The organism is Jiangella mangrovi (genome assembly GCF_014204975.1).
GTDB classification, from domain to species: Bacteria; Actinomycetota; Actinomycetes; order Jiangellales; family Jiangellaceae; genus Jiangella; species Jiangella mangrovi.
Map to the genome: position 1 here is coordinate 2,149,985 of NZ_JACHMM010000001.1, position 26,928 is coordinate 2,176,912.

Annotated in this window: 26 protein-coding genes; 12 read left to right on the plus strand and 14 right to left on the minus strand. The window is 73.9% G+C overall.

Annotated features, from left to right (window positions below; all coding sequences use genetic code 11):
- Positions 1 to 207: 207 nt before the first annotated feature.
- The gene (locus HD601_RS09975; RefSeq protein WP_184821458.1) at positions 208 to 1,248 is read right to left on the minus strand and encodes a serine hydrolase domain-containing protein; all 1,041 of its coding nucleotides are present in this window, start codon (positions 1,246 to 1,248) and stop codon (positions 208 to 210) included.
- Positions 1,249 to 1,444: 196 nt separating this feature from the next.
- Between HD601_RS09975 and HD601_RS09980 the strand changes: the two genes are divergently transcribed.
- From HD601_RS09980 to HD601_RS09990, 3 genes are read left to right on the plus strand one after another with little or no spacing between them, the layout of a single operon-like run.
- Positions 1,445 to 2,065 (plus strand): cyclodeaminase/cyclohydrolase family protein, encoded by a 621-nt coding sequence (locus tag HD601_RS09980; RefSeq protein ID WP_184821459.1) that lies wholly within the window; start codon positions 1,445 to 1,447, stop codon positions 2,063 to 2,065.
- Positions 2,062 to 2,889, plus strand: coding sequence for a tetrahydrofolate dehydrogenase/cyclohydrolase catalytic domain-containing protein (locus HD601_RS35605; protein ID WP_184821460.1), 828 nt, complete (start codon positions 2,062 to 2,064; stop codon positions 2,887 to 2,889). The genes HD601_RS09980 and HD601_RS35605 overlap by 4 nt, the downstream gene beginning before the upstream one ends.
- Positions 2,890 to 2,919: 30 nt before the next feature.
- Positions 2,920 to 3,843: a bifunctional helix-turn-helix transcriptional regulator/GNAT family N-acetyltransferase gene (locus HD601_RS09990; protein ID WP_184821462.1), complete on the plus strand. Its 924-nt coding sequence runs from the start codon at positions 2,920 to 2,922 to the stop codon at positions 3,841 to 3,843.
- A gap of 26 nt (positions 3,844 to 3,869) precedes the next feature.
- On the opposite strand, the gene HD601_RS09995 is transcribed toward HD601_RS09990, so the two are convergent.
- The 3 genes from HD601_RS09995 to pdhA are packed head-to-tail and all read right to left on the minus strand — an operon-like array spanning position 3,870 to position 7,246.
- Complete coding sequence (locus tag HD601_RS09995) at positions 3,870 to 5,147, minus strand: dihydrolipoamide acetyltransferase family protein (RefSeq protein WP_184821464.1); 1,278 nt, start codon at positions 5,145 to 5,147, stop codon at positions 3,870 to 3,872.
- A gap of 13 nt (positions 5,148 to 5,160) precedes the next feature.
- Positions 5,161 to 6,168, minus strand: a complete 1,008-nt coding sequence (locus HD601_RS10000; protein ID WP_184821465.1) for an alpha-ketoacid dehydrogenase subunit beta — start codon at positions 6,166 to 6,168, stop codon at positions 5,161 to 5,163.
- A gap of 1 nt (position 6,169) precedes the next feature.
- Entirely contained in the window at positions 6,170 to 7,246 is a 1,077-nt protein-coding gene (pdhA, locus tag HD601_RS10005) for a pyruvate dehydrogenase (acetyl-transferring) E1 component subunit alpha (protein WP_221440776.1), read from the minus strand.
- Between the two features lie 106 nt (positions 7,247 to 7,352).
- Here pdhA and HD601_RS10010 point away from each other — a divergent pair, with 106 nt between their 5' ends.
- The 4 genes from HD601_RS10010 (at position 7,353) to HD601_RS35610 (ending at position 16,300) form a co-directional block, all read left to right on the plus strand.
- Positions 7,353 to 7,991, plus strand: a complete 639-nt coding sequence (locus tag HD601_RS10010; protein ID WP_221440778.1) for a TetR/AcrR family transcriptional regulator C-terminal domain-containing protein — start codon at positions 7,353 to 7,355, stop codon at positions 7,989 to 7,991.
- Positions 7,992 to 8,078: 87 nt separating this feature from the next.
- Complete coding sequence (locus tag HD601_RS10015) at positions 8,079 to 10,970, plus strand: BTAD domain-containing putative transcriptional regulator (RefSeq protein ID WP_184821466.1); 2,892 nt, start codon at positions 8,079 to 8,081, stop codon at positions 10,968 to 10,970.
- Complete coding sequence (locus tag HD601_RS10020) at positions 10,967 to 13,858, plus strand: BTAD domain-containing putative transcriptional regulator (RefSeq protein WP_184821467.1); 2,892 nt, start codon at positions 10,967 to 10,969, stop codon at positions 13,856 to 13,858. The genes HD601_RS10015 and HD601_RS10020 overlap by 4 nt, the downstream gene beginning before the upstream one ends.
- Before the next feature lie 219 nt (positions 13,859 to 14,077).
- Complete coding sequence (locus HD601_RS35610) at positions 14,078 to 16,300, plus strand: Ig-like domain-containing protein (RefSeq protein WP_184821468.1); 2,223 nt, start codon at positions 14,078 to 14,080, stop codon at positions 16,298 to 16,300.
- Positions 16,301 to 16,591: 291 nt separating this feature from the next.
- Here the strand turns inward: HD601_RS35610 and HD601_RS10030 are convergent, their stop codons facing one another.
- Together HD601_RS10030 and HD601_RS10035 are read right to left on the minus strand one after the other, a co-directional pair.
- Entirely contained in the window at positions 16,592 to 17,272 is a 681-nt protein-coding gene (locus HD601_RS10030) for a DUF1707 SHOCT-like domain-containing protein (protein WP_184821469.1), read from the minus strand.
- A 79-nt stretch (positions 17,273 to 17,351) separates the two neighbouring features.
- Complete coding sequence (locus tag HD601_RS10035; protein ID WP_246400351.1) at positions 17,352 to 17,798, minus strand: (deoxy)nucleoside triphosphate pyrophosphohydrolase; 447 nt, start codon at positions 17,796 to 17,798, stop codon at positions 17,352 to 17,354.
- A 230-nt stretch (positions 17,799 to 18,028) separates the two neighbouring features.
- Between HD601_RS10035 and HD601_RS35615 the strand changes: the two genes are divergently transcribed.
- The 3 genes from HD601_RS35615 (at position 18,029) to HD601_RS10050 (ending at position 20,794) form a co-directional block, all read left to right on the plus strand.
- Positions 18,029 to 19,003: a CAP domain-containing protein gene (locus tag HD601_RS35615; protein WP_184821472.1), complete on the plus strand. Its 975-nt coding sequence runs from the start codon at positions 18,029 to 18,031 to the stop codon at positions 19,001 to 19,003.
- Between the two features lie 74 nt (positions 19,004 to 19,077).
- The gene (locus tag HD601_RS10045; protein ID WP_184821475.1) at positions 19,078 to 20,121 is read left to right on the plus strand and encodes a GNAT family N-acetyltransferase; all 1,044 of its coding nucleotides are present in this window, start codon (positions 19,078 to 19,080) and stop codon (positions 20,119 to 20,121) included.
- A gap of 58 nt (positions 20,122 to 20,179) precedes the next feature.
- Positions 20,180 to 20,794, plus strand: a complete 615-nt coding sequence (locus tag HD601_RS10050) for a TetR/AcrR family transcriptional regulator (protein WP_184821477.1) — start codon at positions 20,180 to 20,182, stop codon at positions 20,792 to 20,794.
- Between the two features lie 4 nt (positions 20,795 to 20,798).
- Here HD601_RS10050 and HD601_RS10055 read toward each other — a convergent pair whose 3' ends face one another.
- Positions 20,799 to 21,614, minus strand: coding sequence for an alpha/beta fold hydrolase (locus tag HD601_RS10055; RefSeq protein ID WP_184821479.1), 816 nt, complete (start codon positions 21,612 to 21,614; stop codon positions 20,799 to 20,801).
- A 207-nt stretch (positions 21,615 to 21,821) separates the two neighbouring features.
- Here HD601_RS10055 and HD601_RS35620 point away from each other — a divergent pair, with 207 nt between their 5' ends.
- Positions 21,822 to 23,120, plus strand: a complete 1,299-nt coding sequence (locus HD601_RS35620; protein WP_184821481.1) for a DUF2786 domain-containing protein — start codon at positions 21,822 to 21,824, stop codon at positions 23,118 to 23,120.
- 25 nt (positions 23,121 to 23,145) lie between these two features.
- Here HD601_RS35620 and HD601_RS10065 read toward each other — a convergent pair whose 3' ends face one another.
- From HD601_RS10065 to HD601_RS35625, 4 genes are all read right to left on the minus strand, one after another.
- A complete protein-coding gene (locus HD601_RS10065) occupies positions 23,146 to 23,415 on the minus strand; it encodes a hypothetical protein (RefSeq protein ID WP_184821483.1) in 270 nt (89 codons plus the stop codon).
- Positions 23,416 to 23,420: 5 nt separating this feature from the next.
- Entirely contained in the window at positions 23,421 to 23,651 is a 231-nt protein-coding gene (locus HD601_RS10070; RefSeq protein WP_184821485.1) for a hypothetical protein, read from the minus strand.
- Between the two features lie 61 nt (positions 23,652 to 23,712).
- On the minus strand, positions 23,713 to 24,384 hold the full coding sequence (locus tag HD601_RS10075) for a hypothetical protein (RefSeq protein WP_184821487.1): 672 nt from the start codon (positions 24,382 to 24,384) through the stop codon (positions 23,713 to 23,715).
- Positions 24,385 to 24,492: 108 nt separating this feature from the next.
- Positions 24,493 to 25,203, minus strand: a complete 711-nt coding sequence (locus HD601_RS35625; protein WP_184821489.1) for a WHG domain-containing protein — start codon at positions 25,201 to 25,203, stop codon at positions 24,493 to 24,495.
- 122 nt (positions 25,204 to 25,325) lie between these two features.
- Here HD601_RS35625 and HD601_RS10085 point away from each other — a divergent pair, with 122 nt between their 5' ends.
- A complete protein-coding gene (locus HD601_RS10085; protein WP_184821491.1) occupies positions 25,326 to 25,688 on the plus strand; it encodes an MmcQ/YjbR family DNA-binding protein in 363 nt (120 codons plus the stop codon).
- Here HD601_RS10085 and HD601_RS10090 read toward each other — a convergent pair.
- Genes HD601_RS10090 through HD601_RS10100 form a run of 3 tightly spaced genes read right to left on the minus strand, consistent with a single transcriptional unit; the run spans position 25,652 to position 26,923 of the window.
- Positions 25,652 to 26,098, minus strand: coding sequence for a pilus assembly protein TadG-related protein (locus HD601_RS10090; RefSeq protein ID WP_184821493.1), 447 nt, complete (start codon positions 26,096 to 26,098; stop codon positions 25,652 to 25,654). The two genes, HD601_RS10085 and HD601_RS10090, sit on opposite strands and share 37 nt — an antisense overlap.
- 4 nt (positions 26,099 to 26,102) lie before the next feature.
- Positions 26,103 to 26,549, minus strand: coding sequence for a TadE/TadG family type IV pilus assembly protein (locus tag HD601_RS10095; RefSeq protein ID WP_184821495.1), 447 nt, complete (start codon positions 26,547 to 26,549; stop codon positions 26,103 to 26,105).
- Complete coding sequence (locus HD601_RS10100; RefSeq protein WP_184821497.1) at positions 26,546 to 26,923, minus strand: TadE/TadG family type IV pilus assembly protein; 378 nt, start codon at positions 26,921 to 26,923, stop codon at positions 26,546 to 26,548. The genes HD601_RS10095 and HD601_RS10100 overlap by 4 nt, the downstream gene beginning before the upstream one ends.
- Positions 26,924 to 26,928 lie beyond the last annotated feature (5 nt).

Below are 26,928 nucleotides of genomic sequence, written 5' to 3' on the forward strand. Positions count from 1 at the left end.
CAGGCGTTGCGTCGTGAGCGAGGTCTCATTCGCGTCATGAGGTCCGGCCCGCGGGCGAGAGGCGCCCGATCCACCGCGATGCAGCCGCCGGGAGCATAGAACACGCCGGCCCGTCGCGGCGCATCGGTCACGGGCGAATCGCACATCCGGCGCGACCCACCCATCCGGACGGCCGATCTCTGGCGCGGGCTCGGGCCTGCCCCGGCCTCAGAGGTCGAAGGCCAGGCGGGCGAACGACGTGCGGACGTCGAGGATCGGGTGGCTGTCGCGGGTGTAGTAGAGCTTGTTGGTCAGCAGCACCGCCCACCGTCGCCGCCGCAGCGACACCCACATGGCGGTCCCGGTGAAGCCGAAGTGCGCCCACACCTCGCTCCCGTCGACGCCGGCCGGCGCGGGCGCGGGGTGCCAGAACAGCCCGCGCGTCGGGTGCAGCGTCCCGGTCTGGACCTTGAGCGACTCCTTCACCCAGGCCGGGCCGAACCCGGGCCGCCGCGGTGCCTGGTCCGGGGCCAGCAGGTAGCGCAGGAAGCGGCCGAGGTCGCCCACGTCCGAGAAGACGCCCGCGCTGCCGCACACGCCCAGCAGGCGGGCCGAGTAGTCGTGCGGCGTCCCGCGCAGGTGCCGCCCGGACGGCTCGTCCCACTCCGTCGGGGCGCATCGTGCGACGTCGGCGGCCGGGACCGGGCCGAACGCCGTCGACCGCATGTGCAGGGCGTCCCACGCGTACTCGCGGCTCAGCACGTCGAGCCGGAGGCCGCTGAGCCGTTCGGCGAGGATGCCGAGGACCAACGCGGCGCGGTCGGTGTACTCGACGACCTGGCCGGGGCGGTGCCGGAGCCGCTCGCGGAGGATCCCACGCTCGACGGCGGTGCGCTCGGTGCCGTACAGCGCCTCGAGGTTGGCCCGCAGCGGCACACCGGCGGTGTGGGTGAGCAGCTGCTGGGCGGTGACGCCGCCGAGGTCGTAGCCGTCGAGGTCGGGCAGGTACTGCGTGAGCGGGCGGTCGAGGTTGAGGGCGCCGGCCTCCCACAGCGTGCCGATGCAGGACCAGACGGCGACGATCTTGGTCAGGCTGGCGAGGTCGAAGACGGTGTCGGCCCGCATGGGGTCGTCGGGCACCGTGGGGTCGAGCAGGCCGCAGGCTCCCTGGGCGCGCACGCCGTCGGGATCGCCGACGGCCCAGACCGCACCCGGGAAGACCGCGCGATCCACGGCGCGAGTCAGCAGGGTCTCGATGGCTCTCGTCATGATCGCCGCCTCTTCAGTTGTGGTGGCGTACGGGGGTTGGCGCCACTGCCTTCATGATCAGCCTCCGGCGCGCCAAACCGTGAGGGTTGTCTCACCGACTGAACTCACTGAGACAACGTGTGCCGGGAGCGAAACGTGTCGGCGCGGGAGAGACTGGGTACGGCGAGCGAGCCTCCAGCCGACCCGAGGAGACCCCGTGCGCGACGAGACCATCGGCGCCTTCCTGGACAGCCTGGCCGACCGTGTCCCGGCGCCGGGCGGCGGCGCCGTCGCGGCCCTGCACGCCGCGCAGTCGGCGGCGCTGCTGGGCATGGTGGCCCGCTACAGCACCGGCCCGAAGTACGAGGAGCACGCCGACGTCGTCGAGCGGGTCCTGGTCAAGGCCGACGCGCTGCGCACCGACGCTCTCGAGCTGGCCGAGGACGACGCCGAGGCGTTCTTCGCCGTCACCGAGACCTACCAGCTCCCGCGCGAGACCGACGAGGAGAAGGCGGCCCGCTCCGAGGCGATCGCGGCGGCGCTGGCCGCGGCCGCCGAGCCGCCCGCCGCCGTCATCGTCGCGGCGTCGCACCTGGTCGCCATGGCCGAGGAGCTGCTGCCGGTCGGCAACCGGAACGTGGTCACCGACGTCGCGGCCGCAGCCGAGGCCGCCCGGGCCGCGGCGACGACGGCCCGGCTGAACGTCGAGATCAACCTCTCCGGCGTCACCGACCAGGCCGTGCGCGAGCGGCTGGCGGCGACGGCGGGCGAGGTCGACGACCTCGCGGCCCGGGCCGACGAGGTGACGGCCGCGGTGCGCCGGCAGGTGGGGGCGTGACGGCCCAGCCGCTCGGCGGGAGGGAGCTCGCCGCCCGGATCCGTGCGCGGGTGACGGAACTGGCCGGTGCCCGGCGGGCCGGTGGGCGTGCCCCTCGGCTGGTCATCGTCACGGCCACCGACGACGAGGCGAGCGCCTGGTACGTCCGGTCGCTCGCGTCCGCGGCCGGCAAAGTGGGCATCGACTGCGACGTCGCCGACCTGGGCCCTCTGGCGACGGCGGGCGACATCACGGCCCGGCTCACCGCTCTCAGCCAGGATGACGCCGTCGACGGCGTCATGCTGCAGACGCCGCTGCCGGCCGGCCTCGCGCTCGCCGAGGTGTCCGGCGCCATCGACCCGGCCAAGGACGTCGACGGCGCCAACCCGCTCTCGCTGGGGCGGCTCGCCGTGGGCCGGCCCGCCTATGCGCCGGCCACCGCGGCCGCCGTCGTCGCCCTGCTGGACGAGTACGCCGTCGACCTCGCCGGGGCGCGGGCCGTCGTGGTCGGCCGGTCCGCCGTCGTCGGAAAGCCGCTGGCGCACCTGCTGCTCGACCGCGACGCGACGGTGACGGTGTGCCATTCGCGCACGCGCGACCTCGCGGCCGTGACGTCGACGGCGGACGTGCTGGTGGCGGCGGTGGGCCGCACGCACCTGATCACCCCCGAGCACGTCCGTGCCGGGGCGGTCGTCGTCGACGTCGGCACCAACCCGACGCCCGACGGCGGGCTCGCGGGCGACGTCGACCCGGCGGTCGCGTCGGTTGCGTCGGCCCTGACGCCGGTCCCCGGCGGCGTCGGCCCGGTGACGACGGCGCTGCTCCTCCAGAATGTCGTTGACTGAGTCAAGGGTTTTGTTGATACAGTCAACGGTATGACCGAGGTGCAACGCGACCAGGTGGCCGCGGTCCGGCAGTTCAACCGCTTCTACACGCGCGTCATGGGCTTCCTCGACCAGGAGCTGCTGCGCTCGGGGTTCTCGCTCACCGAGGCGCGCATCGTCTTCGAGCTCGGGCAGCGTGACGTCACCGAGGTGGGCGAGCTGCGCGCCGCGCTCGACGTCGACGCCGCCCAGCTCAGCCGCACACTGGCCCGGTTCGAGGCGGCCGGGCTGATCGAGCGGACCCGCTCGGCCGCCGACGGCCGCAAGCTGCTGGCCGCCTTGACCGACGCGGGCCGCGCGGCGCGAGCCGACCTCGTCGACCGGTCCGACCGGCAGGCCAAGCACCTCCTCGACGCGCTGCCCGAGGCCGACCGGCGCCGGCTGGTCGCCGACCTCGACTCCGTCCGCCGGCTGCTGAGCGAGTCCGAGCGGCCGCGCACCGTCGTCGTCCGCGGCCTGCGCCCCGGCGACCTCGGCTGGGTGGTGCAGCGCAACGCCGTCCTCTACGCGCAGGAGTACGGCTGGGACCGCAGTTACGAGGGCCTGGTGGCGCGCATCGTCGCCGACTACGTCGAGCACCACGACCCGGCCCGCGAGAACGCGTGGGTCGCCGAGCTCGACGGCCGCCCGGTCGGGGCCGTGTTCTGCGTGCGCAAGGACGAGACGACGGCGCAGCTACGGCTGCTGCTGGTCGACCCCGACGCCCGCGGCGCCGGCATCGGCACCCGGCTGGTCGCTGAGTGCCTCGAGTTCGCCCGGGCGGCCGGCTACGCGTCGATGATCCTGTGGACCAACGACGTGCTCGTGGCCGCCCGGCGCATCTACCAGAAGGCCGGCTTCGAGCTGGTCGAGGAGAACCGGCACCACAGCTTCGGCCACGACCTGGTCGGCCAGATCTGGCGGCTCCAGCTCTAGCTTGATGATCATGCGGGGCGACGGCGCTAGGCGATCGCCAGCCAGGGGTCCTGGAGGACGGCGGCGAGGTCGCGCACGAACTCCGCGGCCTGCGCGCCGTCGATGACCCGGTGGTCCGACGACAGCGTCATCGTCATCTTCTGCACGACCGCCAGCTCGCCGTTCTTCACGCCCGGCTCGGACCGCACCGCGCCGACCGCCAGGATCGCCGCCTCGGGCGGGTTGATGACGGCGGTGAAGTGGTCGATGCCGTACATGCCGAGGTTGCTGACGGTGAACGTGCCGCCGGTCATCTCGTCCAGGCCCAGCTTGCGGTCGCGGGCCTTGCCGGCCAGCGTGCGGGTCTCGGCCGAGATGCTGGTGAGGCTCTTCGTGTCGGCGTCGCGGATGACCGGCACGACCAGCCCGGTCTCGGTCGCCACCGCGATGCCGACGTGGATGCGCCCGTGCCGCACGATCGCCTCGGGCGTGAACGACGAGTTCACCACCGGGTGGTCGCGCAGCACCACGGCCGCGGCCCGCACGATGATGTCGTTGACGCTGACCTTCTTCCGGTCCGCCGCCACGAGGCGCTCGTTCAGCTGCGCCCGCAGCTCCGACAGCGGGCCGGCGTCGATCGTCTTCGTCACGTAGAAGTGCGGCGACGACTGCATGCTCTCGGTCAGCCGGCGCGCGATCGTCTTGCGGATCGACGTCAGCGGGATCAGCTCGTCCGTCTCATCGACGACGGGGGCAGCTTGCGGCTGCGCGGGTGCGGCCGGGGCGGACGGTGCCGCGGCGGGCGCCGTCGCCGCACCGTTGGCCGCGGCCTTCGCGACGTCGGCGCGGATGATCCGCCCGCCGGGGCCGGAGCCCTCGACGGCAGCCAGGTCGACGCCGAGGTCGCGGGCGTCGCGCCGCGCCAGCGGCGAGGACAGGATGCGCTCGCCGTCGGGCCGGGTGACCACGGCGGATGCCGTCGGCGCAGGAGCCTCCGGGGCCGCCACCGGCTCGGCAGCAGGAGCCTCAGCCGTGGGCTCGGGTGCTGCCGTCGGCTCGGGGGCCGGGGCGGTGCCGCCGACCGGCTCACCGGCGCCCACGAGGCGGGCGATCGGCGCGCCGATGGGAGCGGTGTCGCCCTCCTTCACGAGGATCTCGGCGAGCACGCCGTCCTCGTAGGCCTCGTGCTCCATGACGGCTTTGTCGGTCTCGATCTCGACCAGGACGTCACCGGTCTTGACCTCGTCGCCGACCTGCTTGCGCCAGGCGGCGACGACGCCCTCCTCCATGGTGTCGGAGAGGCGGGGCATGAGGATCTCGGACATCGAGACGACCTCCTCAGTGCGCGCCGACGGACCGGCGGCCGACGGCGTCGAGGGTCTGGTGGACGGCGGTGACGACGTCGTTGGCCGACGGCAGCGCCGCCAGCTCGAGCGACTTCGCGTAGGGCAGCGGCACCTCGGCCATGGCGACCCGGCGGACCGGGGCGTCGAGGTAGTCGAAGGCGCCGTCGGAGATGGAGGCCGCGACCTCCGCGCCGATGCCGTAGGTGAGCCAGTCGTCCTCGAGCACCACGGCGCACGAGGTCTTCTTGACCGACTCGATGATGGTCGGGCGGTCCAGCGGACGGAGGCTTCGCAGGTCGACCACCTCGGCCGAGATGCCCTCGTCGGCCGCCAGCTTCTCGGCGACCTGCAGCGCGACGTGCGCCATGCGCGAGTACGCGACCAGCGTGATGTCCGTCCCCTCCCGCGTCACCGCCGCGCGGCCGATCTCGCCCGCGACGTCGCCGTCGGGGACCTCGCCCTTGGTGTTGTAGAGCGCGAGGTTCTCGAGGAACAGCACCGGGTCGTTGTCGCGGATGGACGCGAGCAGCAGCGCCTTCGCGTCGGCCGGCGACGACGGCGCCACGACCTTGAGGCCGGGGGTGAACGCGTAGAACAGCTCGACGTTCTGCGAGTGCGTGGCCGCGAGCTGCTGGCCGCCGCCACCGGGCGTGCGGATGACCATGGGCACCGACTTCTGGCCGCCGAACATGCCGTAGATCTTCGCGGCGTGGTTGACGATCTGGTCGAGCGCGAGCAGCGAGAAGTTGATCGTCATGATCTCGACGACCGGGCGCAGGCCGAGCATGGCCGCGCCGACGGCGGCGCCGGTGAAGCCCTCTTCGGCGATCGGGGTGTCGCGCACGCGCTTCGGGCCGAACTCGTCGAGCAGGCCGGCGGTGATCTTGTACGACCCCTCGAACCGGCCGATCTCCTCACCCATCAGGAAGACGTCCGGGTCGCGGAGCATCTCGGCGCGCAGGGTGTCGTGCAGCGCCTGGCGGTAACTCATGACGGCCATGTCAGGCTCCTACCGGGAACAGCGGGTCAGCGGGGAGGCGGCGCGAGTCGTTCGGCACCGGCGAGGCGTAGGTGTAGTCGAACAGCGAGGACACCTCGGGCGCCGGGCTCTTCTCCGCGAACTCGACGGCGGCCTTGACGATGCGGTGGACCTCGGCGTCGACCTCGGCCAGCTGGTCGGCGTCGGCGACCTTGCCGTCGACCAGCGCGTCGTGCAGCGCGGCGACGGGGTCCTGGGCGCGGACGGCCTCGACCTCGTCCTTGCTGCGGTACGCGGCGGGGTCGACGACGGAGTGGCCCTTCAGCCGGCCGCTCACGGTCTCGAGGAGGTACGGCTTCTGCTCCTTGCGGGCCCGCTCGACGGCGACCTTCGCGGCGTCGCGGACGGCGATGACGTCGTTGCCGTCGACCCGCGCGGACTCCATGCGGTACGCCGAGGCGCGCTTGTACAGCTCCGGCTCCGCGGAGGACATCTCGACCGTCGTGCCCATGCCGAGGTGGTTGTTGACGACGACGAACACGATGGGGAGGTCCCAGAGCGTCGCCATGTTCAGCGTCTCGTGGAAGGCGCCGATGTTCGTGGTGCCGTCGCCCATCTGGCACATGACGACCTCGTCGCCGTCGCGGTACGAGACCGCGAGCGCGGCGCCGGCCGCGAGCGGCAGCTGGCCGCCGACGATGCCGTAGCCGCCGAGCTGGCGCACGTCGGTGTCGAACAGGTGCATCGACCCGCCCCAGCCCTTGCTGACGCCGTCCTGCCGGCCGTACAGCTCGGCCATGACGCGGCCGGGGTCCATGCCGCGGATCAGCGCGTAGCCGTGGTCGCGGTAGTTGGTGAAGAGGTAGTCGCGCTCCTCGATGGCCGCCATGAGGCCGACGACGGTGGCCTCTTCGCCGAGGTTCAGGTGGCAGTACCCACCGATCTTCGCCTCGGTGTAGGCCTGCGCGGTGCGCTCCTCGAATCGGCGCACCAGGAGCATCTGCCGGTAGTAACCGAGCAGCTCCTCGGAATTCTTGGCCGAGCGCGCAGGACGCCTACGACTGGTGGTCGCCACGTTGCTCCCGCCCTTCGTTGTCACGGGGCGCGTCCCCGGGACGCGCAGCGGTGGGCCCGGCGGTGGCCGGGGAACAATGAAACGTTAGCGTTTCATTGCAACCAAGACTACCTCGCGCCAGGATGGTGTGGTGACTGCTCGGGGGGCGGCGACAGCGCCGCGTGGCCGGCCGCGCGACGCCGATCGCGCCGGGCGGCGCGACGCCCTGCTCGAGACCGCCATGCGGCAGTTCCTCGCCCACGGCTACGGCGGCACGACCATCGAGGTCGTGGCGGCGGAGGCGCGCGTGGCCAAGCGCACCGTCTACACCACCGTCGGCGACAAGGCCGACCTGTTCGTGGCCGTCGTCCGCCGGCTCGGCGACCGCGTCGTCAACGCCGTCGCGCCCGACGCCGGCGACCCCGTCACCGACCTGCACGCCTTCGGCGTCCGGCTGGTCCGGCTCATGCTGTCCGACGAGGCCATCGGGCTGCACCGGCTGGTCACCGGCGAGGCGGCGACGTTCCCCGACCTCGCCGCCCGCCACTACGCCAACGGCCCGCGCCGCTACATCGGCGTGCTGGCCGGCCTGCTCGCCGCACTGCCGCCGGAGCGCATCGCCGTCCGCGCCGGCGACCACGAGGTGCTGGCCGAACAGCTGTTCACGCTGCTCATGGGTGAGCGGCACCGGCGGCGGATGTTCGGGTTGGACCCGGCCCCCACCGAGGACGACGCCGCGGCCCACGTCACGACGGTGCTGGAGCTGATCCTCACCCCGGCCGAGGGCTGAGCCGTCTCCGGCACCGGGATGACTGTGCGATCACCTTGCAGTCACCGGTACGGTGGCGTTGGCAGGGGGACGGAGGGGTGAGAGCTGGTGGGCCGGGCGCGGCTTGAGGTCGCACTTCTGGGTCCGGTCGAGGTGCACCGCGACGGGGTAGCCATCCCGGTGCCACCCGGCCGGCCCACTGTCATCCTCGCAGCGCTCGCGGCCCGTCCCGGCACCGTCGTGCCCGTCGACGCCCTGGCCGGCTGGCTCTGGCCCGACGACGAGCCCGTGCACCCGCGGGCCGCCATCCAGACCCACGTCGCCCGGCTGCGCGCTGCGCTCGGCGAGGGGTTCGTCCAGGCGGCCGGCGACGGCTACCGGCTCGACCTCCCGCCCGACGGCGTCGACGTCACCCGGTTCCGCGAGCTGGTCGCCGCGGGCCGCGACGCCGAGCCGGTCGCCGAGCTGACCCTGCTGCGCGAGGCGCTGGCGCTGTGGCGCGGCGACCCGCTCGCCGGGCTCAACCCCGCCGACCTCGAGAAGGCCACCGCGCCGCTGCTGGTCGAGGAGCTGCTCTCGGCCACCGAGCGGATGAACGAGCTGCGGCTGCGCCTGGACCGCACCGACGAGGAGTTCGTGCCGTCGCTGCGCCGGCTGGTCGCGGCGCACCCGTGGCGCGAGCGGCTCTGGGCGCAGCTCATGCTGGCGCTGTACCGCCAGGGCCGTCAGGGCGACGCGCTCGCGGCGTACCACGAGGTCGTGACCGTGCTGCGCGACGACCTCGGCATCGACCCCGGCCCGGAGCTCACCGACCTGCACCGGCGCATCCTCGACACCGACCCGACGCTGCTGGCGACGGCGGCCGACGGGCGAACGGGCTCGGGTGCGGGGGGCGGTGGCGCGGCGACGCCGGTCGTTCGGCCGCCGGTGCAGCTGCCCCGGTCGACCACGCGGTTCGTCGGCCGCGAGCACGAGATCGACCTGCTCACGGCCGTGTTGTCCGAGAACCGCGAGTGGGCCCGGCTCGGGCTGATCTCGGGGCCGGGCGGGTCGGGGAAGACGACGCTGGCCCTGCACGTGGGGCACGCGCTGCGCGAGGCGCACCCCGACGGCCAGCTCTTCGCCGAGCTGCGCGGGTCCACCGCCCCGGCCGACCCCGCCGATGTCCTGGCCGAGTTCCTGCGCGCGCTCGCCACGCCCGAGGAGGACATCCCGGCGACGCGCGACGAGCGGGCGGCGCTGTTCCGCTCCGCGTGCGCGCACCGGCGGCTGCTGGTCGTGCTCGACGACGCCCACGACGCCGCCCAGGTGACGCCGCTGCTGCCCGGCGCCGGCGGCTGCAGCGTGCTGGTGACGAGCCGGCCGCAGCTGAGCATGATCCCGGCCGACGTGCAGATCGACCTCGCGCTGTTCACCGACGACGACGCCTACGAGCTGCTCGAGTCGATGGTCGGGCACGACCGCCTGGCCGCGGAGCCCGACGCGACAGCGCTGGTCATCGGCGCCTGCCAGGGCTCGCCGCTGGCGCTGCGGATCGCCGGCGGCCGGCTGGTCACCCGGCCGGCCTGGCCCATCGACCACTTCGCCGAGCGGCTGCTCACCAGCCGCCTCGACGAGCTCGAGATGGGCGACCTCAGCGTCCGCTCCATGCTCATGGCGTCGGTGCAGGGCCTCGACCCCGCCATCGCGTTCCGGTTCCGGCTGCTGGCGGCCGTGCCCGGTCCCGCCGTCGACGTCGAGACCGCGGCCGCCACCTGGGACGTCGGCCCCGACGACGCCCGCGGCGTGCTCGAGCACCTGGTCGACGTCCGGCTCATCGACTCCTCCGCGCCCGACGAGTACCGCTGGCACGACCTCGTCGACGACCACCTGCGCGCCGTCGCCGACCCGCACCGCGTCACCGCGGCCCGGCGCCGGCTGGTCCGCTACTACCTGCGCTGCCTGCACAACCTCTGGCCGGTGCTGCGGCCCGGCGGCACCGTCGTCGAGTCCGGGGCCTGGTTCCCGCACGAGGTCGCCGGCCGCGACTTCGCCGAGCGCGCCGAGGTGCACGCCTGGCTGCACCCGCACACGTCGCTCATGACGTCGCTCGGGCTGTCCGGCCTGCACTCGGACCAGCAGGACGTCGTCGACGAGTCCGCCGCGCTGCTGCTCGCGCTGGCCCGCTCGCGCTACGAGTGCTGCCGCGAGGTGCACACCGAGGACCTCTCGCGGGCCGTGCTCGACGTCCCGGCCAAGCTCGGCGACCCGGTGCTGACGGCGCGCGCCTGGCACTCGCTCGCGCTCTCGCTGGGGGCGCAGAGCCGGCGCGAGGACGCGCTCGAGGCCGGCGCCCGCGGCCTGGCCGTCCGCCGCGAGCTGGGCGACCGCTACGGCGAGGTCATCATGTTGCACAACATGGCCGTCTGGCACGAGCTCGACGGCCGGTACGAAGAGGCCGCCGAGCTGTTCGAGCGGTGCGCCGACGCCGAGGACGTGCTCGCTCCCGAGGTGCGGCGGCGCTGCCGGCGCAACCTCGCCGACGTCCAGATCAGCATGGGCCGCTACGACGACGCCCGCCGCAACCTCGAGCGCACCGGCGCCGGCGTCGGCGACGAGCCGGGCGTCGAGCTGTTCGACCAGCTGCTCGCCGTCGCCCACCTCGACCTCGAGACCGGCGCGTCCGACCGCGCGGTCGCCGGTTTCGAGCGGGCGGTCACGGTCGCCGCGGAGCTCGACTCCATCCCGCTGCAGGCCACCGGCCTGGTCAAAGAGGCGCACGCGCTGCGCCGGGCCGGTGCCGACGGCGGCGGCCCGGCCGCTCGCGCCGCGGCGCTGGCCCGCGAGGGTCACCTCGCCGACGTCGAGGCCGAGGCACTCAGCGAGCTCGGGTACAGCCGGTCCCGGCAGGGCGACGCCGAGACCGCGCAGCTGCACTGGACGGCAGCCCTGCACATCTTCGAGTCCCTCGAGTCCCCGCGCGCCGACGAGCTGCGGGCGCTGGTGGCGGAGCGGCAGTGACCCCGACGCCGGACCTGGACGCCCGCCTGGACCTCGGTCCGGGCGAGCGACCGGGCGGCGGGTCGGTGGGCCGGCCCGGCGACGAACCGGCCGGCCGGCTGGACGTCCGGCTGCTGGGGGTGGTCGAGGTCCGGCGCGACGGCGTCCCGGTGCCGATTCCGTCCGGGCGGCCGGCCGTCGTCCTCGCCGCGCTGGCGCTGCGGCCCGGCGCCGTCGTCTCGCAGGCCACGCTGACCCGGCTGCTCTGGCCCGTCGACCAGCCCGAGCACCCGCGGGCGGCGCTGCAGACGCACGTCGCGCGGCTGCGCGCCCTGCTCGGCCGGGCCGCCGTCGAGTCCGCCGGCGAGGGCTACCGGCTCGGCCTGCCGCCCGACGTCGTCGACGTCGCCCGGTTCCGGGCTTTGTTCACCGCCGCCCGGGCCGCCGACGAGCCCGCCCACGAGCTGGCGCTGCTCGACGAGGCGCTCGAGCTGTGGCGGGGCAACCCGCTGGCCGGCCTCTGGCCCGACACGCTGGCCCGGCAGACCGCGCCGTCGCTGCTCGACGAGGTGCTCACCGCCGCCGAGCGCGCGCACGAGATCCGGCGCACACTGCACGGCCCCGACGACGGCCTGGTGCGGGAGCTGCGCGAGCTGGTGGCCGCGCACCCGCACCGCGAGCGCGCCGCCGGGCAGCTCATGCTCGCGCTCACCGCGCAGGGCCGGCAGGGCGACGCGCTCGCCGTCTTCCACGACACCGTGCGCGCGCTGCGGGCGCTGGGCCGCCGGCCTGGCACCGAGCTGGCCGACCTGCACGGGCGGCTGCTGGCCGGCACCGCCGAGGCCGTCCCGTCCGCCATCGATCAGCCGGAACGGCGCTCCGCCCTTCCCGCACCGGCCGCCACGCCGGTCGCGGTCACGCAGGCGCCGGCTCAGCTCCCCGCCCGGCCGCCGTCCTTCGTGGGCCGGGCCGACGAGGTCGCCGCGTTGACGACGGCGCTGCGCGACGGACCCCCGCCGGACGGCCGGTGCCGGACGGTGGTCGTGTCCGGTCCGGGCGGCACCGGCAAGACGACGCTGGCGCTGCGGGTGGCGCACGAGCTGCGCGACCGCTATCCCGACGGCCAGCTCTTCGCCGACCTGCGCACCAGCACCGACGCCTCGGCGCTGGGAACCGACGCCCTGGCCGCGCTACTGCGCACGCTGGGCGTCGGCGGCTCGGATCTGCCGCCGTGCCCGCACGAGCGGGCCGAGCTGTTCCGGCAGCTGTGCGCCGGGCGCCGGCTGCTCGTGCTCCTCGACGACGCCGACCCCGAGACGGTGGCGACGCTGCTGCCGCCCGATCCCGGGTCCGCCGTCATCGTCACCAGCCGGCGCCGCCTGCCCACCCTCCCGGCCGACGCCAGGGTCGACCTCGGCATGTTCTCCGAGTCGGAGGCCCGCCGGCTGCTGGGCTCCGTCGTCGGACCCGACCGGCTGGCCGCGGAGCCCGAGGCCACCGCCGCCGTGCTCGAGCGCTGCGCCGGGTCGCCGCTGGCGGTCCGCATCGCCGCGGGCCGGCTGGCCACCCGGCCGGCCTGGCCCATCGGGCACTTCGCCGGCCGGCTGCGCGACGGCGACCGCCTCGGCGAGCTGCGCGCGGGCGGGCTGGCCGTGCGCACCATGCTCGACGCCACCTACCTCAGCCTGCAGCCGGTCCAGGCGCAGCGCTACCGCCTCCTCGCCGCGCTGCCCGGCACCGCCGTCGACCCCGAGACGGCGGCCGTCGTCTGGGACGTCGACGTCGCCGAGGCGCGCCGGCTGCTGGACCGGCTGGCCGACATCCGGCTGGTCGAGCCGCTCGACGCCGGCGCCTACGGCTGGCACGACCTCGTCGATGACCACGTCCGCGCCGTCGCCGACCCCGTGTCGGCCGCCGAGGCGCGCCGCCGGCTGCTCGGCCACCTGCTGCTGAGCCTGCGCAACGCCCGGCTGACGCTGCGCCCCGGAGACCGCGTGCCCGGCCTGCCCGAACCACCGCGCGACTGCCCGGGCGGGCGCCCGTTCGCCGACCGCTGCGAGATCCACGCCTGGCTGCACCCGCGCCGGACCCTGCTGGTGTCGCTGGCCCGCGCCGAGCTGGCCCGCGGCGAGTATCCCGCCGTCGACCACGCCGCGGGCATGCTGGTGCTGCTCGACGCGGTGGCCCGCGAGTGCTGCGACAGCGGCGACGACGAAGAGACGGCGCGCACGGTGCTGCGCGCGGCGGCGCAGCCGTCCGACCCCGCCATCACCGCGGCGGCCTGGACGAACCTGACGCTCGTGCTGGCCGCCCAGCACCGGCTCGACGAGGCGCTCGAGGCGGCCGGCCGGGCCATCGGGCTGCGCCGCGAGCTCGGCGACCGGTACGGCGAGCTCATCATGTTCGAGAACCAGGCCTGCATCCACGTCGAGGCGGGGCGCTACCAGGACGCCGTCGACGTCATCGAGGCCTGCGTGGACGACCGCGAGTTCCTGTCTCCCCAGGTGCGGGCCCGCTGCCTGCGCACGCGTGCGCGGGGGCACGCCGGGCTCGGGCGGGTCGCCGACGCGCGCGCCGACCTCGCCGCGGCGAACGCCGTCGAGACCCCGCAGCCGGTGTCCTACGACGCGCACTACGAGGCCGTCGTGGCCGTGGCGGTGCACCGGGCCGCCGGCGAGCGCGAACCGGCGCTGCGGTCCTGCCGGCACGCCGTCGAGGTCGCCGAGGCGCTCGGGTCGACGTGGATGCGGGCGCTGTCGCTGCTCGACACCGCACGGACGCTGCGCCACTTCGGCGCCGACGGCAGCGAGGCCGCGGCCGACGCCGTCGCCGTCGCGGCCGAGAACCGCCATGTCCGGCTGGCCGCGGAGGCCCGCGCGGAGCTCGCCCTCAGCGCCGGAGGCCGCTGAAAGCCACGTGTCCGGATTCGTCCGGACAAACAATGGTCTGGCGAATTCTCACCCGAAATGTTCGGGGAATTCAGTGTGACCACATGGTGATGATGCTGTCACGGTCCCAGCGACTTGTGTAACGTGATCTCGCCCGGGTTTCCGCACGTCAGGCGCACTATTCCGACTGAATGGGCGATTCCGGGCAACGCCATGTCAAGTGGAGTATTTGGAGAATTTGTGACCACAACGCTGCCGCGTCGGCGAACGGCGGCACGGGTCGCCGGGCTGGTCGTCGCCTCGACCGTGGTGTACGGAGGCGTCTTCGCCTCCAGCATCGCGGCTCAGGCCGACGAACAGATCCCGGTGTCCGTCCCGACATTCGCCGCCGACGACTTCATCGAGCTGGCGGCCCAGCTGCCGGCGACTCTGCAAGAGGCGATCCAGCGCGACCTCGGCGTCGCACCCGAGCAGTACCTGGCCAACGCGGAGCAGGCACGTGCCGCCTCCGACGCGGCCACGGTGCTGCGCGACCGGGGTATCGACGTGCTCGGCACCTCGATCGACGGCAACGACGTCACCATCAACGTCGCGAGCGAGGCGGACGCCGCCTCGGTCGAGGCGACCGGTGCGAACGTCGTGGTCGGCCCGCTGGCCGCCATGAACACCGAGCGCAAGGTCCTGCCGGCCGCCGACCACAAGGGTGGCTACGGCTACGCCTACCAGGTCAGCGAGCCGGACGAGACCGGCGCGTTCGACCTCAGCCGCTGCTCCGTCGGGTTCAGCGGCTACGACTCCGAGGGCAACTCGCGCTTCCTGACCGCCGGGCACTGCGGCGTCAGCGAGGACACCGGTGAGCAGTTCACCTACCCGGTGCACCACATCGACCTCGACGGTCCCATCTGGGACTCCGAGGACTGGGCGGCGGACTTCCCCGGCGCGGACCTGGGTGAGTTCGTCCCGGGCTCGTTCCACTTCGGCGGCGAGCACGACGGCGGCCTGGTCGACGTCACCGGCGCCGACTGGACCTCGGTGCCGCAGGTGGCCGGCTGGGGCGGCGGCTCCGGCGCGCCCGACGAGGCCTCGGTCACCATCCGCGGCCCCATCGGCGCCGTCGCGGGCGCCCAGGCCTGCAAGTCCGGCGCCACCTCGGGCTGGACCTGCGGCGAGATCCTGGTCCCGGCCCAGAGCACGCCGGTCGGTGACCAGTCCGTCACCGGCTTCATCTTCAACGCCTGCATGCTGGGCGGCGACAGCGGCGGCTCGGTCGTCGTCGGCAACTACGCGCTGGGCGTCAACTCGGGCTCGACGCACGACGGCCGGCTCGAGTGCGACAGCTGGAACCCGGCCCAGTCGCCCAACACCGGCGACGCCGACTTCAGCATCGGCTACTCGCTGGCCACCGGCGAGTACAACGCGCTGACGCTGCTGGGCAGCGACTGGGAGCTGGCGGTCGCCGTCAGCACCCCCGCGGTCGCGACGCCCGAGGACGGCGGCGAGACCGGCCCCCGGCCGACCTTCACCGGCACCGTCGAGGCGGCCCGGTCGACGCACAAGATCCACGTGGTCGTCGACGGCGAGCAGAGCTACGAGGCCCGCATCACCGACGACGGCACCTTCTCGGTGCCCGTCACCGACGAGCTGGCCCCGGGTGAGCACACCTACGAGGTCACCGCGTCGTACGGCAACTTCTCGCGGTCCGAGACCGTCGAGGGCACCTTCACCTCGACCGAGGCACAGGTCGAGCAGCTGACGGTCGCGTCGCCCAGCGACGGCCAGACCACCGGCAACGCTCGCCCCGGCTTCACCGGCACCGGCCAGCCCGGCGCGACGGTGACGCTGACGGTCGGCGACGAGGCGTACGGCGAGGCGACCGTCGGCGACGACGGCAGCTGGAGCCTCACCCCGTCGGCGGACCTGCCGGCCGGCCAGCGCTTCGACGCCACCGTCACGCAGACCTTCGACGGCGACACCCAGGCCGTCACGGTCGCCGACCTCGGCATCACGCTGCCGTCGGTCACCATCGCCGAGCCGGAGGACGGTTCGACCGTCACCGGTGACGTCGTGTTCAGCGGCACCGCCGCCCCGGGCACCACGCTGAGCCTGGCGATCGAGGGCACCGTCACCGAGTCGTCGGAGCGGGTCCAGACCGCCGCCGACGAGTGGGAGGGCGACCTCGAGGTCGGCGACGACGGCGCCTGGACGTTCACCCCCGCCGAGTCGCTGCAGAACGGTGAGTACACGCTCACCGCCTCCGCGACCGTCGAGGGCGGCGACCCGGAGCTGACGACCTCGGAGGCCTCGGTGTCGTTCACCGTCGCCGCTGAGGGCGACGACGACGGCGACGAGCTGCCCGACACCGGTTCGTCCAACACCTGGATGATCGTGGTCGGCGTCGCGCTGCTCGCCCTGGGCGGTGTCGCCATCGCGATCCGCGCCCGGCGCAACGGCACGACGGCCTGAGGCTCGTCGTTCCAGTAGTTCACACCGGCGGCCCCGACCCCCGCTCCGTGCGGGGTCCGGGGCCGCTGTCATGTCCGGATCCGCCCTGACCAGGGGTGAATGCGCGATGAAAGCGATCTGAAAGTGGGCCTGCCTAGTGTTTGAGTCAGCGCGAGAGACGAGGAAGTCCTCCACCGCCTCGCTCTCGCGCTCGCCCACGGGCGCTTCCACGGGGGAGCTGTCCCGGATATAGACCGGCCCCGCAGGTCCGTGCCCGGCCTGCGGGGCCGCCTGTATCTCTGGGCGGCAGCGCTACTCGGCGCGCTTCGCCAGCTTCTTGGCCTGCTTCAGCGACAGGTCCTTCGCCTCTTCGGGCAGCCGCCACACGTCGATGCCGCCCATCAGGTTGTACGCGAGCACCTTGATGCGCGGCGCGCCGGCCCGGGCCGGCCGGCGGCTGCCCCGCTCGCCGGTACCGCCCATCAGCGAGAACCCGCCGACCTCGACGTCGATGGTGTCGGGCACGTAGATGTCCATGCCGCCCATCACCGAGATCGCGACGATGGTGGTCTCGTCGGAGTCCAGCTCGGCGTGGCGCAGGTCGATGTCGTGGCCGCCCATGACCGCGATGGCGTTGATGCGCTCGGCCGCCCGCCAGCGGCCACGCTTCTCCGTGCCGCCCATGAAGGCGACGATCCAGCGCGTGGACGAGCGTCGCGGGCCGTCCGACGCCACCGGCTGCGTCGTCGCGGTGGTCGCGAGCTCGCCGGTCGGCGACGGCAGATCGGTGGTCAGCCGGTCGAGGTCGTCGCGGGTGACGGCCGTGTAGGCCTGGCCGATGCGCTCCTCGAGCTCGGCCAGCGTGAGCCGCCCGGTGGTCGCGTGCTCGGACAGCGCCTGGACGACCTGCTCGCGCTCGGCGTCAGAGGCGCGCACGCCGCGCAGGACCCGGGGCTCGCGGGCCGGGTCGGCGGGATCGGGAGCGGTGGTCATACCGGCCAGGCTAGTGCCGCAGGCTGCCGCCGTCGTCCACCGCTCAGTGGACTCTTCGCCCGACGGCGACAGCTGCGGCTCAGACCCGGGCCGACGGCGACCGCGCGATCAGGGCGTCCACCACCTCGACGTCGGCCGGCAGCCAGGGCACCGAGGCCCACTGGCCCGGTCCGAGCCAGCGCAGCTCGTCGTGGTCCTCGAGCGGCGCCGGCACCCCGTCGGTGACGACGGCCAGCCACAGCCGCATGGTCAGCCCGGGCCCCAGCGCCCACCGTCCGTCGAACGGGCCGGGCAGCTCGGCGCCGACCTCGACGGCGATGCCGAGCTCCTCGTGCAGCTCGCGGTGCAGCGCCTCGAGCGGCTGCTCGCCGGGCTCCACCTTGCCGCCGGGGAACTCCCAGCCTCCGGCCAGCTCGGGCGGCTCGCTGCGCCGCGCCGCCAGCAGCCGCGTGGGCCGCGCGAGGTCGTCGACGATCGCCGCCGCGACGACGAGCCGGCCCGGCGCCGGCGACTGCGGTTCGCTCATGCGGGACATCTTCCCCGATGCTGCCGGGCCACCAGTTCTTCGGAGGGGGTGTTCACCGGCATGACCTCGGCATTCTCGGTGTATGACCATCCGTGTTCATGTCGGTCTTCTTGATCGATGTTTGAGATGCGCGGTTTCGGGACAAAACTGGGCGATGGCTACGGAATGTCAGCTCCCCCCGATATGACCGGGACCGGCGCGTCGGTCCCGGATCGAAAGGATTTGCCCCCGTGACCTCGAACCTGCCGCGGTACCGTCAATGGCCGACCGGTCGAACGGCCCTGCTGGCCAGGATCGGCCTCCTGGTGGTGCTGCCGCTCCTGACCATCGCCGGCCTCGTCATGGCGATCACCGACGGCGCACCCACGCTGACCGCGCGCGCCGAGGGCGGCTCCCGGATGCCCGCGTTCGAGACGCCGGGCACCTCCTCGACCTCGAATCCCGACGGCTCGCCGTCCAGCACCCCGACCGATGCCGGCGAGACCCCGTCGCCGACGGACTCCGCGACGCCGTCGCCCGAGGAGACCGGCGAGGAGGAGTCCCCCGGTTCGGACGGTTCGGGTTCTGGTTCGGGCTCGGGTGCCGGCGGGTCCGACGAGGACGAGGACCTGGTGGCCACCACGCCGCCGCGCGAGCCCGGCGACCGCCCGACGTCGCCGGACGAGCCGACCGACGACCCGTCCTCCGAGGACCCCGACCCGTCGCCGTCGCCGTCCGAGCCGTCGGAGCCCTCCGAGCCCGATCCCACGGACGATCCGACCGACGAGCCCACCGACGACCCCGACTCGGGGCTGCCGGACCTGCCGATCCTCGAGCTCTCCCAGGCCGAGCAGCAGATGGTCGCCGAGGTCGACGAGGCACGTGCCGAGGCCGGCTGTCCCGCGCTGCGGGTCGACCCGCGGCTCACGCTGGCGTCCCGGGCGCACAGCGAGGACATGCAGGAGCGCTCCTACTACTCCCACGTCAACCCCGACGGCGAAGGACCCGGTGAGCGGGCCGCCGCCGAGGGCTACACCGCCCGCGTCGGCGAGAACCTGTCCGAGGGCATGAACAACGCGCAACAGGTCGTGCGGTCGTGGGAGGACGGCGGCGACGAGCGTGACCGGCTGCTGGACTGCTCGTACACCTCGGTGGGCGTCGGGACGGAGCGCGGCGGACTGCTCGGGCTGAAGTCGTGGTGGACGCTGATGCTCGGCACCGACTGACGGCTGTTTCGGCAGCGTGCGGCCGGGCGGAAATTCGCTCGCGGCGGGTATCGGCGGGGCCTACGGTGTGAGCCGTGAGCACCGTCGACCATCAGCCGCTCGCCGTGCGGGCCGCGGCGCCGGCCGAGCTGCCGGCCCTCCCGTCCGACGTGGGCCTGACCTGGCGACCGCTGACGCCCGCCGACGTCCCCGCCTGGTTCGCGCTGTGCCGGGTGGTCGACGACCACGACCGGGCGACCGAGCGGGTCGCCGAGTACGAGCTGGTCGACCGGTTCAAGGGCGCCTGGCGCGACCCCGCGCTCGACAGCGTCGCCGGGTTCGACGCCGACGGCGCGCTGCGCGCCTACGCCTGGGTCGAGTACCGGCCGGTCACCGAGGGCACGCACGGCCCGGTCCTGTTCGGCGCCGTGCATCCCGGCCACCGGCGCCGCGGCATCGGCCGAGCCCTCGTCGCCTGGTCCGAGGGCCGGGCCCGGCAGCGCCTCGCCGCCGCCGAGGTCGAGCTGCCGGCCCGCATCCGCTTCTACCTCGACGGTCACCACGCCGAGGCGCGGCGGCTGGCCGAGGCGTGCGGCTTCGCCACGAAGCGCTGGTTCGTCGTCATGCGCCGCGACCTGTCCGTGCCGCTGCCCTCCGGCGAGCTGCCCGCCGGGCTGCGCATCGAGCCGTACGACAAGGGCCGCGACGAGGACATCCGCCTCACGCACAACGAGGCGTTCGCGCGCGACCACTGGGGCTCCAGCCCCATCGACTCCGAGGCCTGGGCGCTCGACGTCGTGGGCGGCGAGAAGTTCCGCCCCGACTGGAGCTTCATGGCGGTCGAGTCGGCCACCGGCCGCATCGTCGGCTACCTCATGTCCGGCGCGTACGACCAGGACTGGGAGCCGCAGGGCTACACCGAGGGCTGGACCGACCTCGTCGCCGTCCGGCGCGAGTGGCGTGGGCAGGGCGTCGCCGGTGCGCTGCTGACGGCGGCCATGCGGGTCTACGCGGCGGGCGACATGCAGTACGCCGGCCTCGACGTCGACACCGACAACCCGTCCGGGGCGCTCGGCACGTACACCCGGCTCGGCTACGAGCAGCTGCACCGCAGCGTGCTGCTGACCAAGGAGATCTGAGCACTCCAACTGCGAGCCACTGTCAGTTGACCGGGTTTCGGCGCTACCATCGGCGCTGATGACGGACCCGACGACGACGCAGCAGCCGCTCGGCCTGCGGGAGCGCAAGAAGCTCAAGGCGATGCGCCACATCCAGGACGTGGCGCTGGACCTGTTCGACCGCGACGGGTACGCCCACGTCACCATCGAGCGCATCGCCGCCGACGCCGAGGTGTCGCCGAGCTCGATCTACCGGTACTTCGGCACCAAGGAGATGATCGTCCTCTGGGACGAGTGGGATCCGGTCATGCTGAGCGCCTTCGACGACCGGCTGGCGGCCCAGGACCCGATCACGGCGCTGCGCGAGGTGCTCACCGAGGTCGTCACGACGGCGCTGTTCCAGCAGGACGAGCGGCTCATCAAGCGGCGGATGCACTACACGATGGCCGAGCCGGCCGTCCGAGACGGCCTGAACCGGCAGGCCGACGTCATGGCCGCCGAGCTGGCGCAGGTCCTGGCCAAGCACACCGGGCGCGATCCCCGCGGGCTGGAGCTGCGGGTCGTCACGGCTGCCCTCATCGCCGCGTTCGTGGAGGCCATCGCCTACTGGCACGACTCCGGGTACCGCGACCCGCTGCGCGACATCGTCGACGGCGCACTGGACGTCATCGCGCGCGGGCTGCGGGTCGAGTGAGTGGCTAGCGGGCCAGGCGGGCCCGCTCGAGGAAGGTGAGAACGGCGGCGTTGAACGCGGCCGGCTGCTCCATGGCCAGCGTGTGACCCGTGCCCGGCACGACGGCGCTCGCGGCGAACTGCGCCTCGGCCTCGATGCGCCCGGCCACCGCGTGGATGTCCGTGGAGTCGAGGTCGCCCACCAGGAGCAGCAGCGGGGTCGCCAGCTCGCCGAGCCGCTCCAGGGCGCCCAGTTCGCGGAGGGCCCCGGACCCGGACGCATGGGAGTCGACGACGCCGCGGGCCATCTGCCGGCAGCGCTCGCGCACCTCGGGGTCGACGGCGTCGGGCGCGCGGTGCGGGCCGTCGACCCAGGCGCGCAGGAAGTACTCGACGTAGGCGGCGGCGTCGCGGGCCTGTGCGGCCTCGGCCTGGTGCTGCATGAGCGCCAGGATGGCCGGGTCGGTGAACTGCATGCCGCTGACGCCGGGGCTGGCCAGCACCATCATCTCGACGGCGTTCGGGTGGGCCAGGGCGAAGTCGACCGCCGTCCGCGCACCGTACGACAGGCCGACGAGCGAGGCCCGCGCGATGTCCAGCCCGGCGAGCAGCTGGGCGAGGTCGTCGTACGCCGCGAAGTCCGACTTCGGGGTGGTCGACTGCCCGTGGCCGCGGGCGTCGTAGCGGATCACGCGGTAGCCGGCGCGGACGAACGGGCCGACTTGGCCGTCCCACATGCGGTGGTCGAGTGATCCGCCGTGCAGCAGCACCAGCGGGTGTCCGGCGCCCCGCTCCTCGAAGAACAGCTCGCCGTCGCGGACCGGGACTCGCCCACTGGTCATCGCACGCATCTCCCGTTCGGTCGTCGGTGAACAAGGCGACCTGACGCAAGGTATGACACCACGCGACGACGTCGGTAGCGTCGTCCATCCCGTGGTCACCCCGCGGCGGTGGCCGGCCTCGCATGGACAACTGTGTCGGACCGGGCGGCGATGATGGGGCGGAATGCTGGGTTCGGGTTGATCTTTTTGGATTGCTGAGAGGTGTCGGTGTCGGTCGGTGACGATGAGCGGCTGCGGTCGGGTGCGGTGACGGCGCAGGTCGTGGCCCAGTGGCTCACGGGCCTGGCGGCCGACGGCCTGCACCGGGGGCCGGCGGCCGTGCTGGCGGGCCTGCGGTCGGTGTCCGGGCTGGCGGCGCCGCGAGTGGTCGATGCCGCGGTGGCCATCGTGCTGCGGGCGCAGGTCGACCGGCTCTGGTCGCTCGGCTGGCTGCCCGCCGATCTCGCCGAGGTGGCCCGCCGTCAGGGGTCGGCGCTGGCCGCGGCCGTGGTCGTCGACGCCATGGCCGACGCGGCGGTGCAGTACGCGCCCGCCACCGTGCATCCTCGGTGGCTGGCGCAGCTACGGGCGGTCGGCGCCGATGCGCCGTGGTGGGACCCCGCCGCTCCCTATCCCGGCCAGTGGGCGGCTCGGCACGGCGCCGACCGCGAGGCGCTGCTGGCGGCGGCGCTCGAGCTGGTCGGCGTCACTCTGCGGCTCCCGGCGCTGCAGGTCATCGTGCCGCCGCCGGGTCATGTGCCGGGTGATGGGGCGGCGACGGGGTTCGCTTCGGGTGCAGGGCCGTCGCCGGGGCCGTCGCCGTCGTCGGAGAAGATGCTGAGCCGGGTGCGGGCGCTGCTGGCGAAGGCCGAGTCGACGGAGTTCCCCGACGAGGCCGAGGCGCTGTCGGCGAAGGCGCAAGAACTGATGAGCCGCTACTCCATCGAGCAGGCGCTGGCGGCCCCGGTCGTGCCGGGCCGCCGGGCGGCGGTCGCGTCGGCCCGGCGCATCTGGCTCGATGCGCCCTACCTGGGTCCCAAGACGCTGCTGGTCGCCGAGGTCGGCTCGGCCAACCACTGCCGCACGGTGTCGAGCGAGAAACTGGGCTTCGTCACGGTCCTCGGCGCCGAGGTCGACCTCGACGTGGTCGAGGTCCTGGCCACGTCGCTGCTGGTGCAGGCGTCGCGGGCCATGCTCGCCAGCGGCACCCAGTACTCCCGCCTCGGCACGTCGCGCACCCGGTCGTTCCGGCACTCGTTCCTGCTGTCCTACGCCACCCGCATCGGCGAGCGGCTGCGCGAGGCCGCGTCGCACACCGAGGCGGCCGCCGGCACCGACCTCGTCCCCGTCCTCGCCGACCGCGCCGACGCCGTCGACACCCTCTTCCGCACACTCTTCGCCGCGACGACGGCCCGGCGCTCGTTCTCGGCCGGCAACGCGGCCGGCTGGGGCGCCGGTCGCAGCGCGGCCGACCGGGCCGTGCTCACCACCGAACGCCGCGCCGTCCGCCGCTCGTCCCGCCCGTAACTGACCGGGCGCGGCTCGGGGAGGGTCAGGTGACGTCGGTACGGGTGCCGAATCGCTCGTGCGCGGACTGACGGCTGACTCCGAGCGCGAGGCCGATGCGCGCCCACGACCTCCCGTTGGCTCGTGCCACCCGCACGGCGGCGCGGACCCGCTCTTCGGCGGCCGCGACCTCCGTGACCGCCGCGGCGATGGCGGCGAGATCCGCGGTATCGTCGGCAGGCGTCCGGCCCGGGTCGAGCGTGTCGAGCCAGGCCTCTGCTTCGGCGGTTCTTCGGTCCAGATCATGACTCGTCATGTGTCTCACCGCCCCTTGGGCAGGTAGGTGTGGCACTTCGGCCGGAGGGCCATCGCATGGATGATCACGGGCTCGGTGTCCGGATCGAGCACCACGACCTCCAACAGCCTTCCGTCGCGACCGGCCCCGATGAGAAGGACTCGGTCCCCCTGTGTGACCTCGGCGATCGCGTAGCACGCCGCATGCACCATGTCGTCGACGACTCCGTGCTTGCGTGCGCTCGCCGTGATCGCCACGCCACTGTCAGGATACCCTGACACCTCAGCCTCGCCTCTCCTCGCCTCATGTGTGGTTTCGTCAGTCGGCGAGGCTCACCCGGGCCACGAGCCAGCCACCTGCCGAGGTCTCGTAGCTGAGCCCGACCTCGAGCACCATGCCGGTGTCGTAGGTCAACGTCCCGTGGGTGTGCGGTTCCGCGCCCGGTGCGGTCACGTCGACCTCGAGGAGCTCGCCGGCGGGGATGTCGTCGATCGGCACCTCCCGGTACTGCGCGGCCTGTTCGGGCGTGAGCCAGGAGGACATCGCCGCGAACCAGGCATCGCGGCCCACCCTCGTGCGGGTGAACGCGAGCCCGAAGCCGCGCGCCGCCTCGGACCAGCCCGCCGGCTGACCCGCGACCGCGGCGCCGCTGCGCTCGCCAGCAGGAGCGGCCGGCGCGTCGTCGTCGCCGACACCCGAGGCCTCGGGGCTGGACCCGCCGGCGATCGGCTGGAGGGTCTCGGAGCCCGGGCCCGAGCGCGCGATGGCGCCGATGACCACTACGCCCGCCAGCGCCACCGCCGCGACCAGCAGCCAGAGCAGCCGCTCGAGGCGGCGGGACCGGTGCGCCGGGTCGCGCCGCGGGCGCGGCCAACCGTCGGTCGCGCGTTCCGGTGCGGCCGCCGGGCCGGGCGCCGAGGCCCTCCGCGGCGGCCACACCGGTGTTCGAGGGTGAGGCGCGCCGGCGTCCGGTGTGCCGGTCCCGGCCATGTCCGTCACTCCCTTCCGCCGACGCGTCTCACCTTCTATGGGTGGATTCGCGAGGCCGAATGTGACAGCGATCCCGAAATCTCTCTCGGCGATCCGGGGCGGACGACGTCAGTCGAGACCGATCGCGTCGGCGAGGGCGTCCATCTCGAGCGCGAGGACGGTCGCCGGCTCGAGTCCCATCCCGGCGAACAGGCCGACCGCCTCGATGCTGACGACGCCGTGCAGCCGCACCCATGCCGTCACGACGCCGGCCAGCGCCGCCTCGGGTGCCGCAGCGGACCCCGTCGGGCCGATGGCGCCGCGCACCCAGTCCGCGACGGTGGGCTCGGCGGCGATCCACGTCGCCAGCTCCGTCTGCAGGGCGTCGGCCCGGGGCCAGGACCTGCCGGCGGCCAGGATCTGCAGCAGCGGGGCGAGCACCGCGCGCGCCCGGTCGACCGCCTCGGCCGGGGTGTCGTACCGGGACACCGGGGTGCCCGCGAGCAGCAGGTAGCGGTGCTGCTGCGCGATCGCCCACGCGCGATACGCCTGCGCGACGGCGTGCAGGCGCGCCCGCGCGGGAGATCCGGCAGACGGCGCCGCGGCGTGCTGCAGCGCCTCGGCGAGCGAGCCGAAGCTGTCGGCGATGAGCTCGGTGAGGAGGCTGTCGCGGCCGGCGAAGTACTTGTAGAGCGCGGGGCCGGAGACGCCGATCTCCTTGGCGACGCCGGTCAGCGTCAGAGCCGCCGCGCCTTCGCGGGCGATCTGCCCGAGCGCGACCTGCTTGATCTCGTCGCGGACCTGCTCGCGGTACCGCTTCCGGCGCTCGACCGCCTCCACCACAGTGCTCCTCCGCCGTTGATGGCTGTTCTCACCCTAGCTATGACGCCTAACTCGCGGTGACGGCGTATAACCGGGGTGGCGTGTCGAGGTTGTCGGACCCGGACGGCACAATCGGGTGCATGGTGACGGCCGACGACGTGCGACGGCATGCCCTGTCGTTGCCGCGGACCACCGAGGGGCTGGTCCGCGACAGCGTGAAGTTCCGCATCAAGAGCATCGTGTACGCGGCGATCTCGCCCGACGAGACGATCATGGGCTTCGGCTACCCCAAGGACGAGCGGGACGCTCTGGTCGCCTCGGATCCGTCGAAGTTCCTCCCTCCGCTGCCGTCGGACGAGCGGTTCCAGTGGGTTCGCGTGCGGCTGGCCGCCATCGACGAGGCCGAGATGCGCGAACTGGTCACCGACGCGTGGCGCATGTGTGTGCCGAAGAAGGTGGCCGCCGCCTACGACGAGTTCGGGGCGGAGTTCCCGCCCGGCTGACCTCGCAGTCCGGTCACGATCCGCACGCTGGCCTCACCCCTGGCCTCGAGGGTCGTGATGCCGATCAGCGGCAGGATCGCCGCCGGCTCGGAGGCGTCGACCCGGACGACGATCGTGGCGCCGTCGACGGTGACGGTGCCCGTCAGTCCCGCCGCGGCGAGGTGTTCGCGGGCCGCGGCGAGCGCGCGGGCGCGGTCGAGTCCCGGCGACCCGGTCAGCGTCGAGCCGTCGATCTCCTGTCCCGCCGCCCGCGCTGCCTCGGCGGCGACGGCGTCGGCCCGCTGCTGGGCGGTGAGCTGGCGTCGTCCGTCGTACACCAGCCCGGCGATGGCCAGCAAGGCGACGGTGACGACGGCGAAGATCAGGGTGAAGCTGCCGGCCTGGCCGGCGTGGTCGATGCGACGGCGCATCGGGTCACCTCTCGCGGTAGGTGTCGACGGGGCTGACGGCGGTCGCGGTGAGCGTGATCGCGGGGACCGGCAACGGCAGGTCGGCCACCCGGAGCGGGCAGCGGACGGTCACCGTGACCCGGCCACGCCGGCCGGGTGGCGCCCGCAGTCCCGACACGTCGGCCTCGATCTCGGTGCGCAGGCAGGACAGTCCCTGGCCGGTCAGCGATGCGCGCGCCACCTGAGCCGCGGCGTCGACGCCGGCCGACGGGGTGCGCTGCAGCGAGGCGGCGCGGGCCGCCTCGGCGGCGGCCTGGTCGACCGCGCCGTCGGCGATGGCGAACCGTCCGGCCAGCGCGACGAGTGCGATGAGCAGCAGGAGACCCGGCGCGAGAACCGCCAGCTCGAGCGTCGCCGAACCGCGTTCCCCGGACGAGGCAGTGAACCGCCGACGATCGCTCGGTCGCCTCATGGGTCGCTCCAGCGGCGGATCGGCGCGGTCGCCGTCTGGCTGACGTCGACGCGCCAGCCGGGGATCAGGGTCGTCGAGGAGCCGATGACCGTGACCGTCACCACGTCGGTGCCGGCGGCCTCGCGGATGTCGCGCACCCGCAGGACGGAGTCGTCGGTCGTCGAGGCGAGGAAGTCGGCCGCCCGCTCCGCGCCGCCGGACCCGCCGTCGACGCTGGCCGCCCGGGCGCCCTCGCGCGCCGCCGACAGCGCGACGTTGCGGGCGTGGAACCAGAGGCCGGCGTGCACGATGCCGAAGATCAGCAGGAACACGGCCGGCCACAGGACGACTGTCTCGAGGGTCGCCGAACCCCGCTCGGATCGTCGCAGGCCCATGGCGC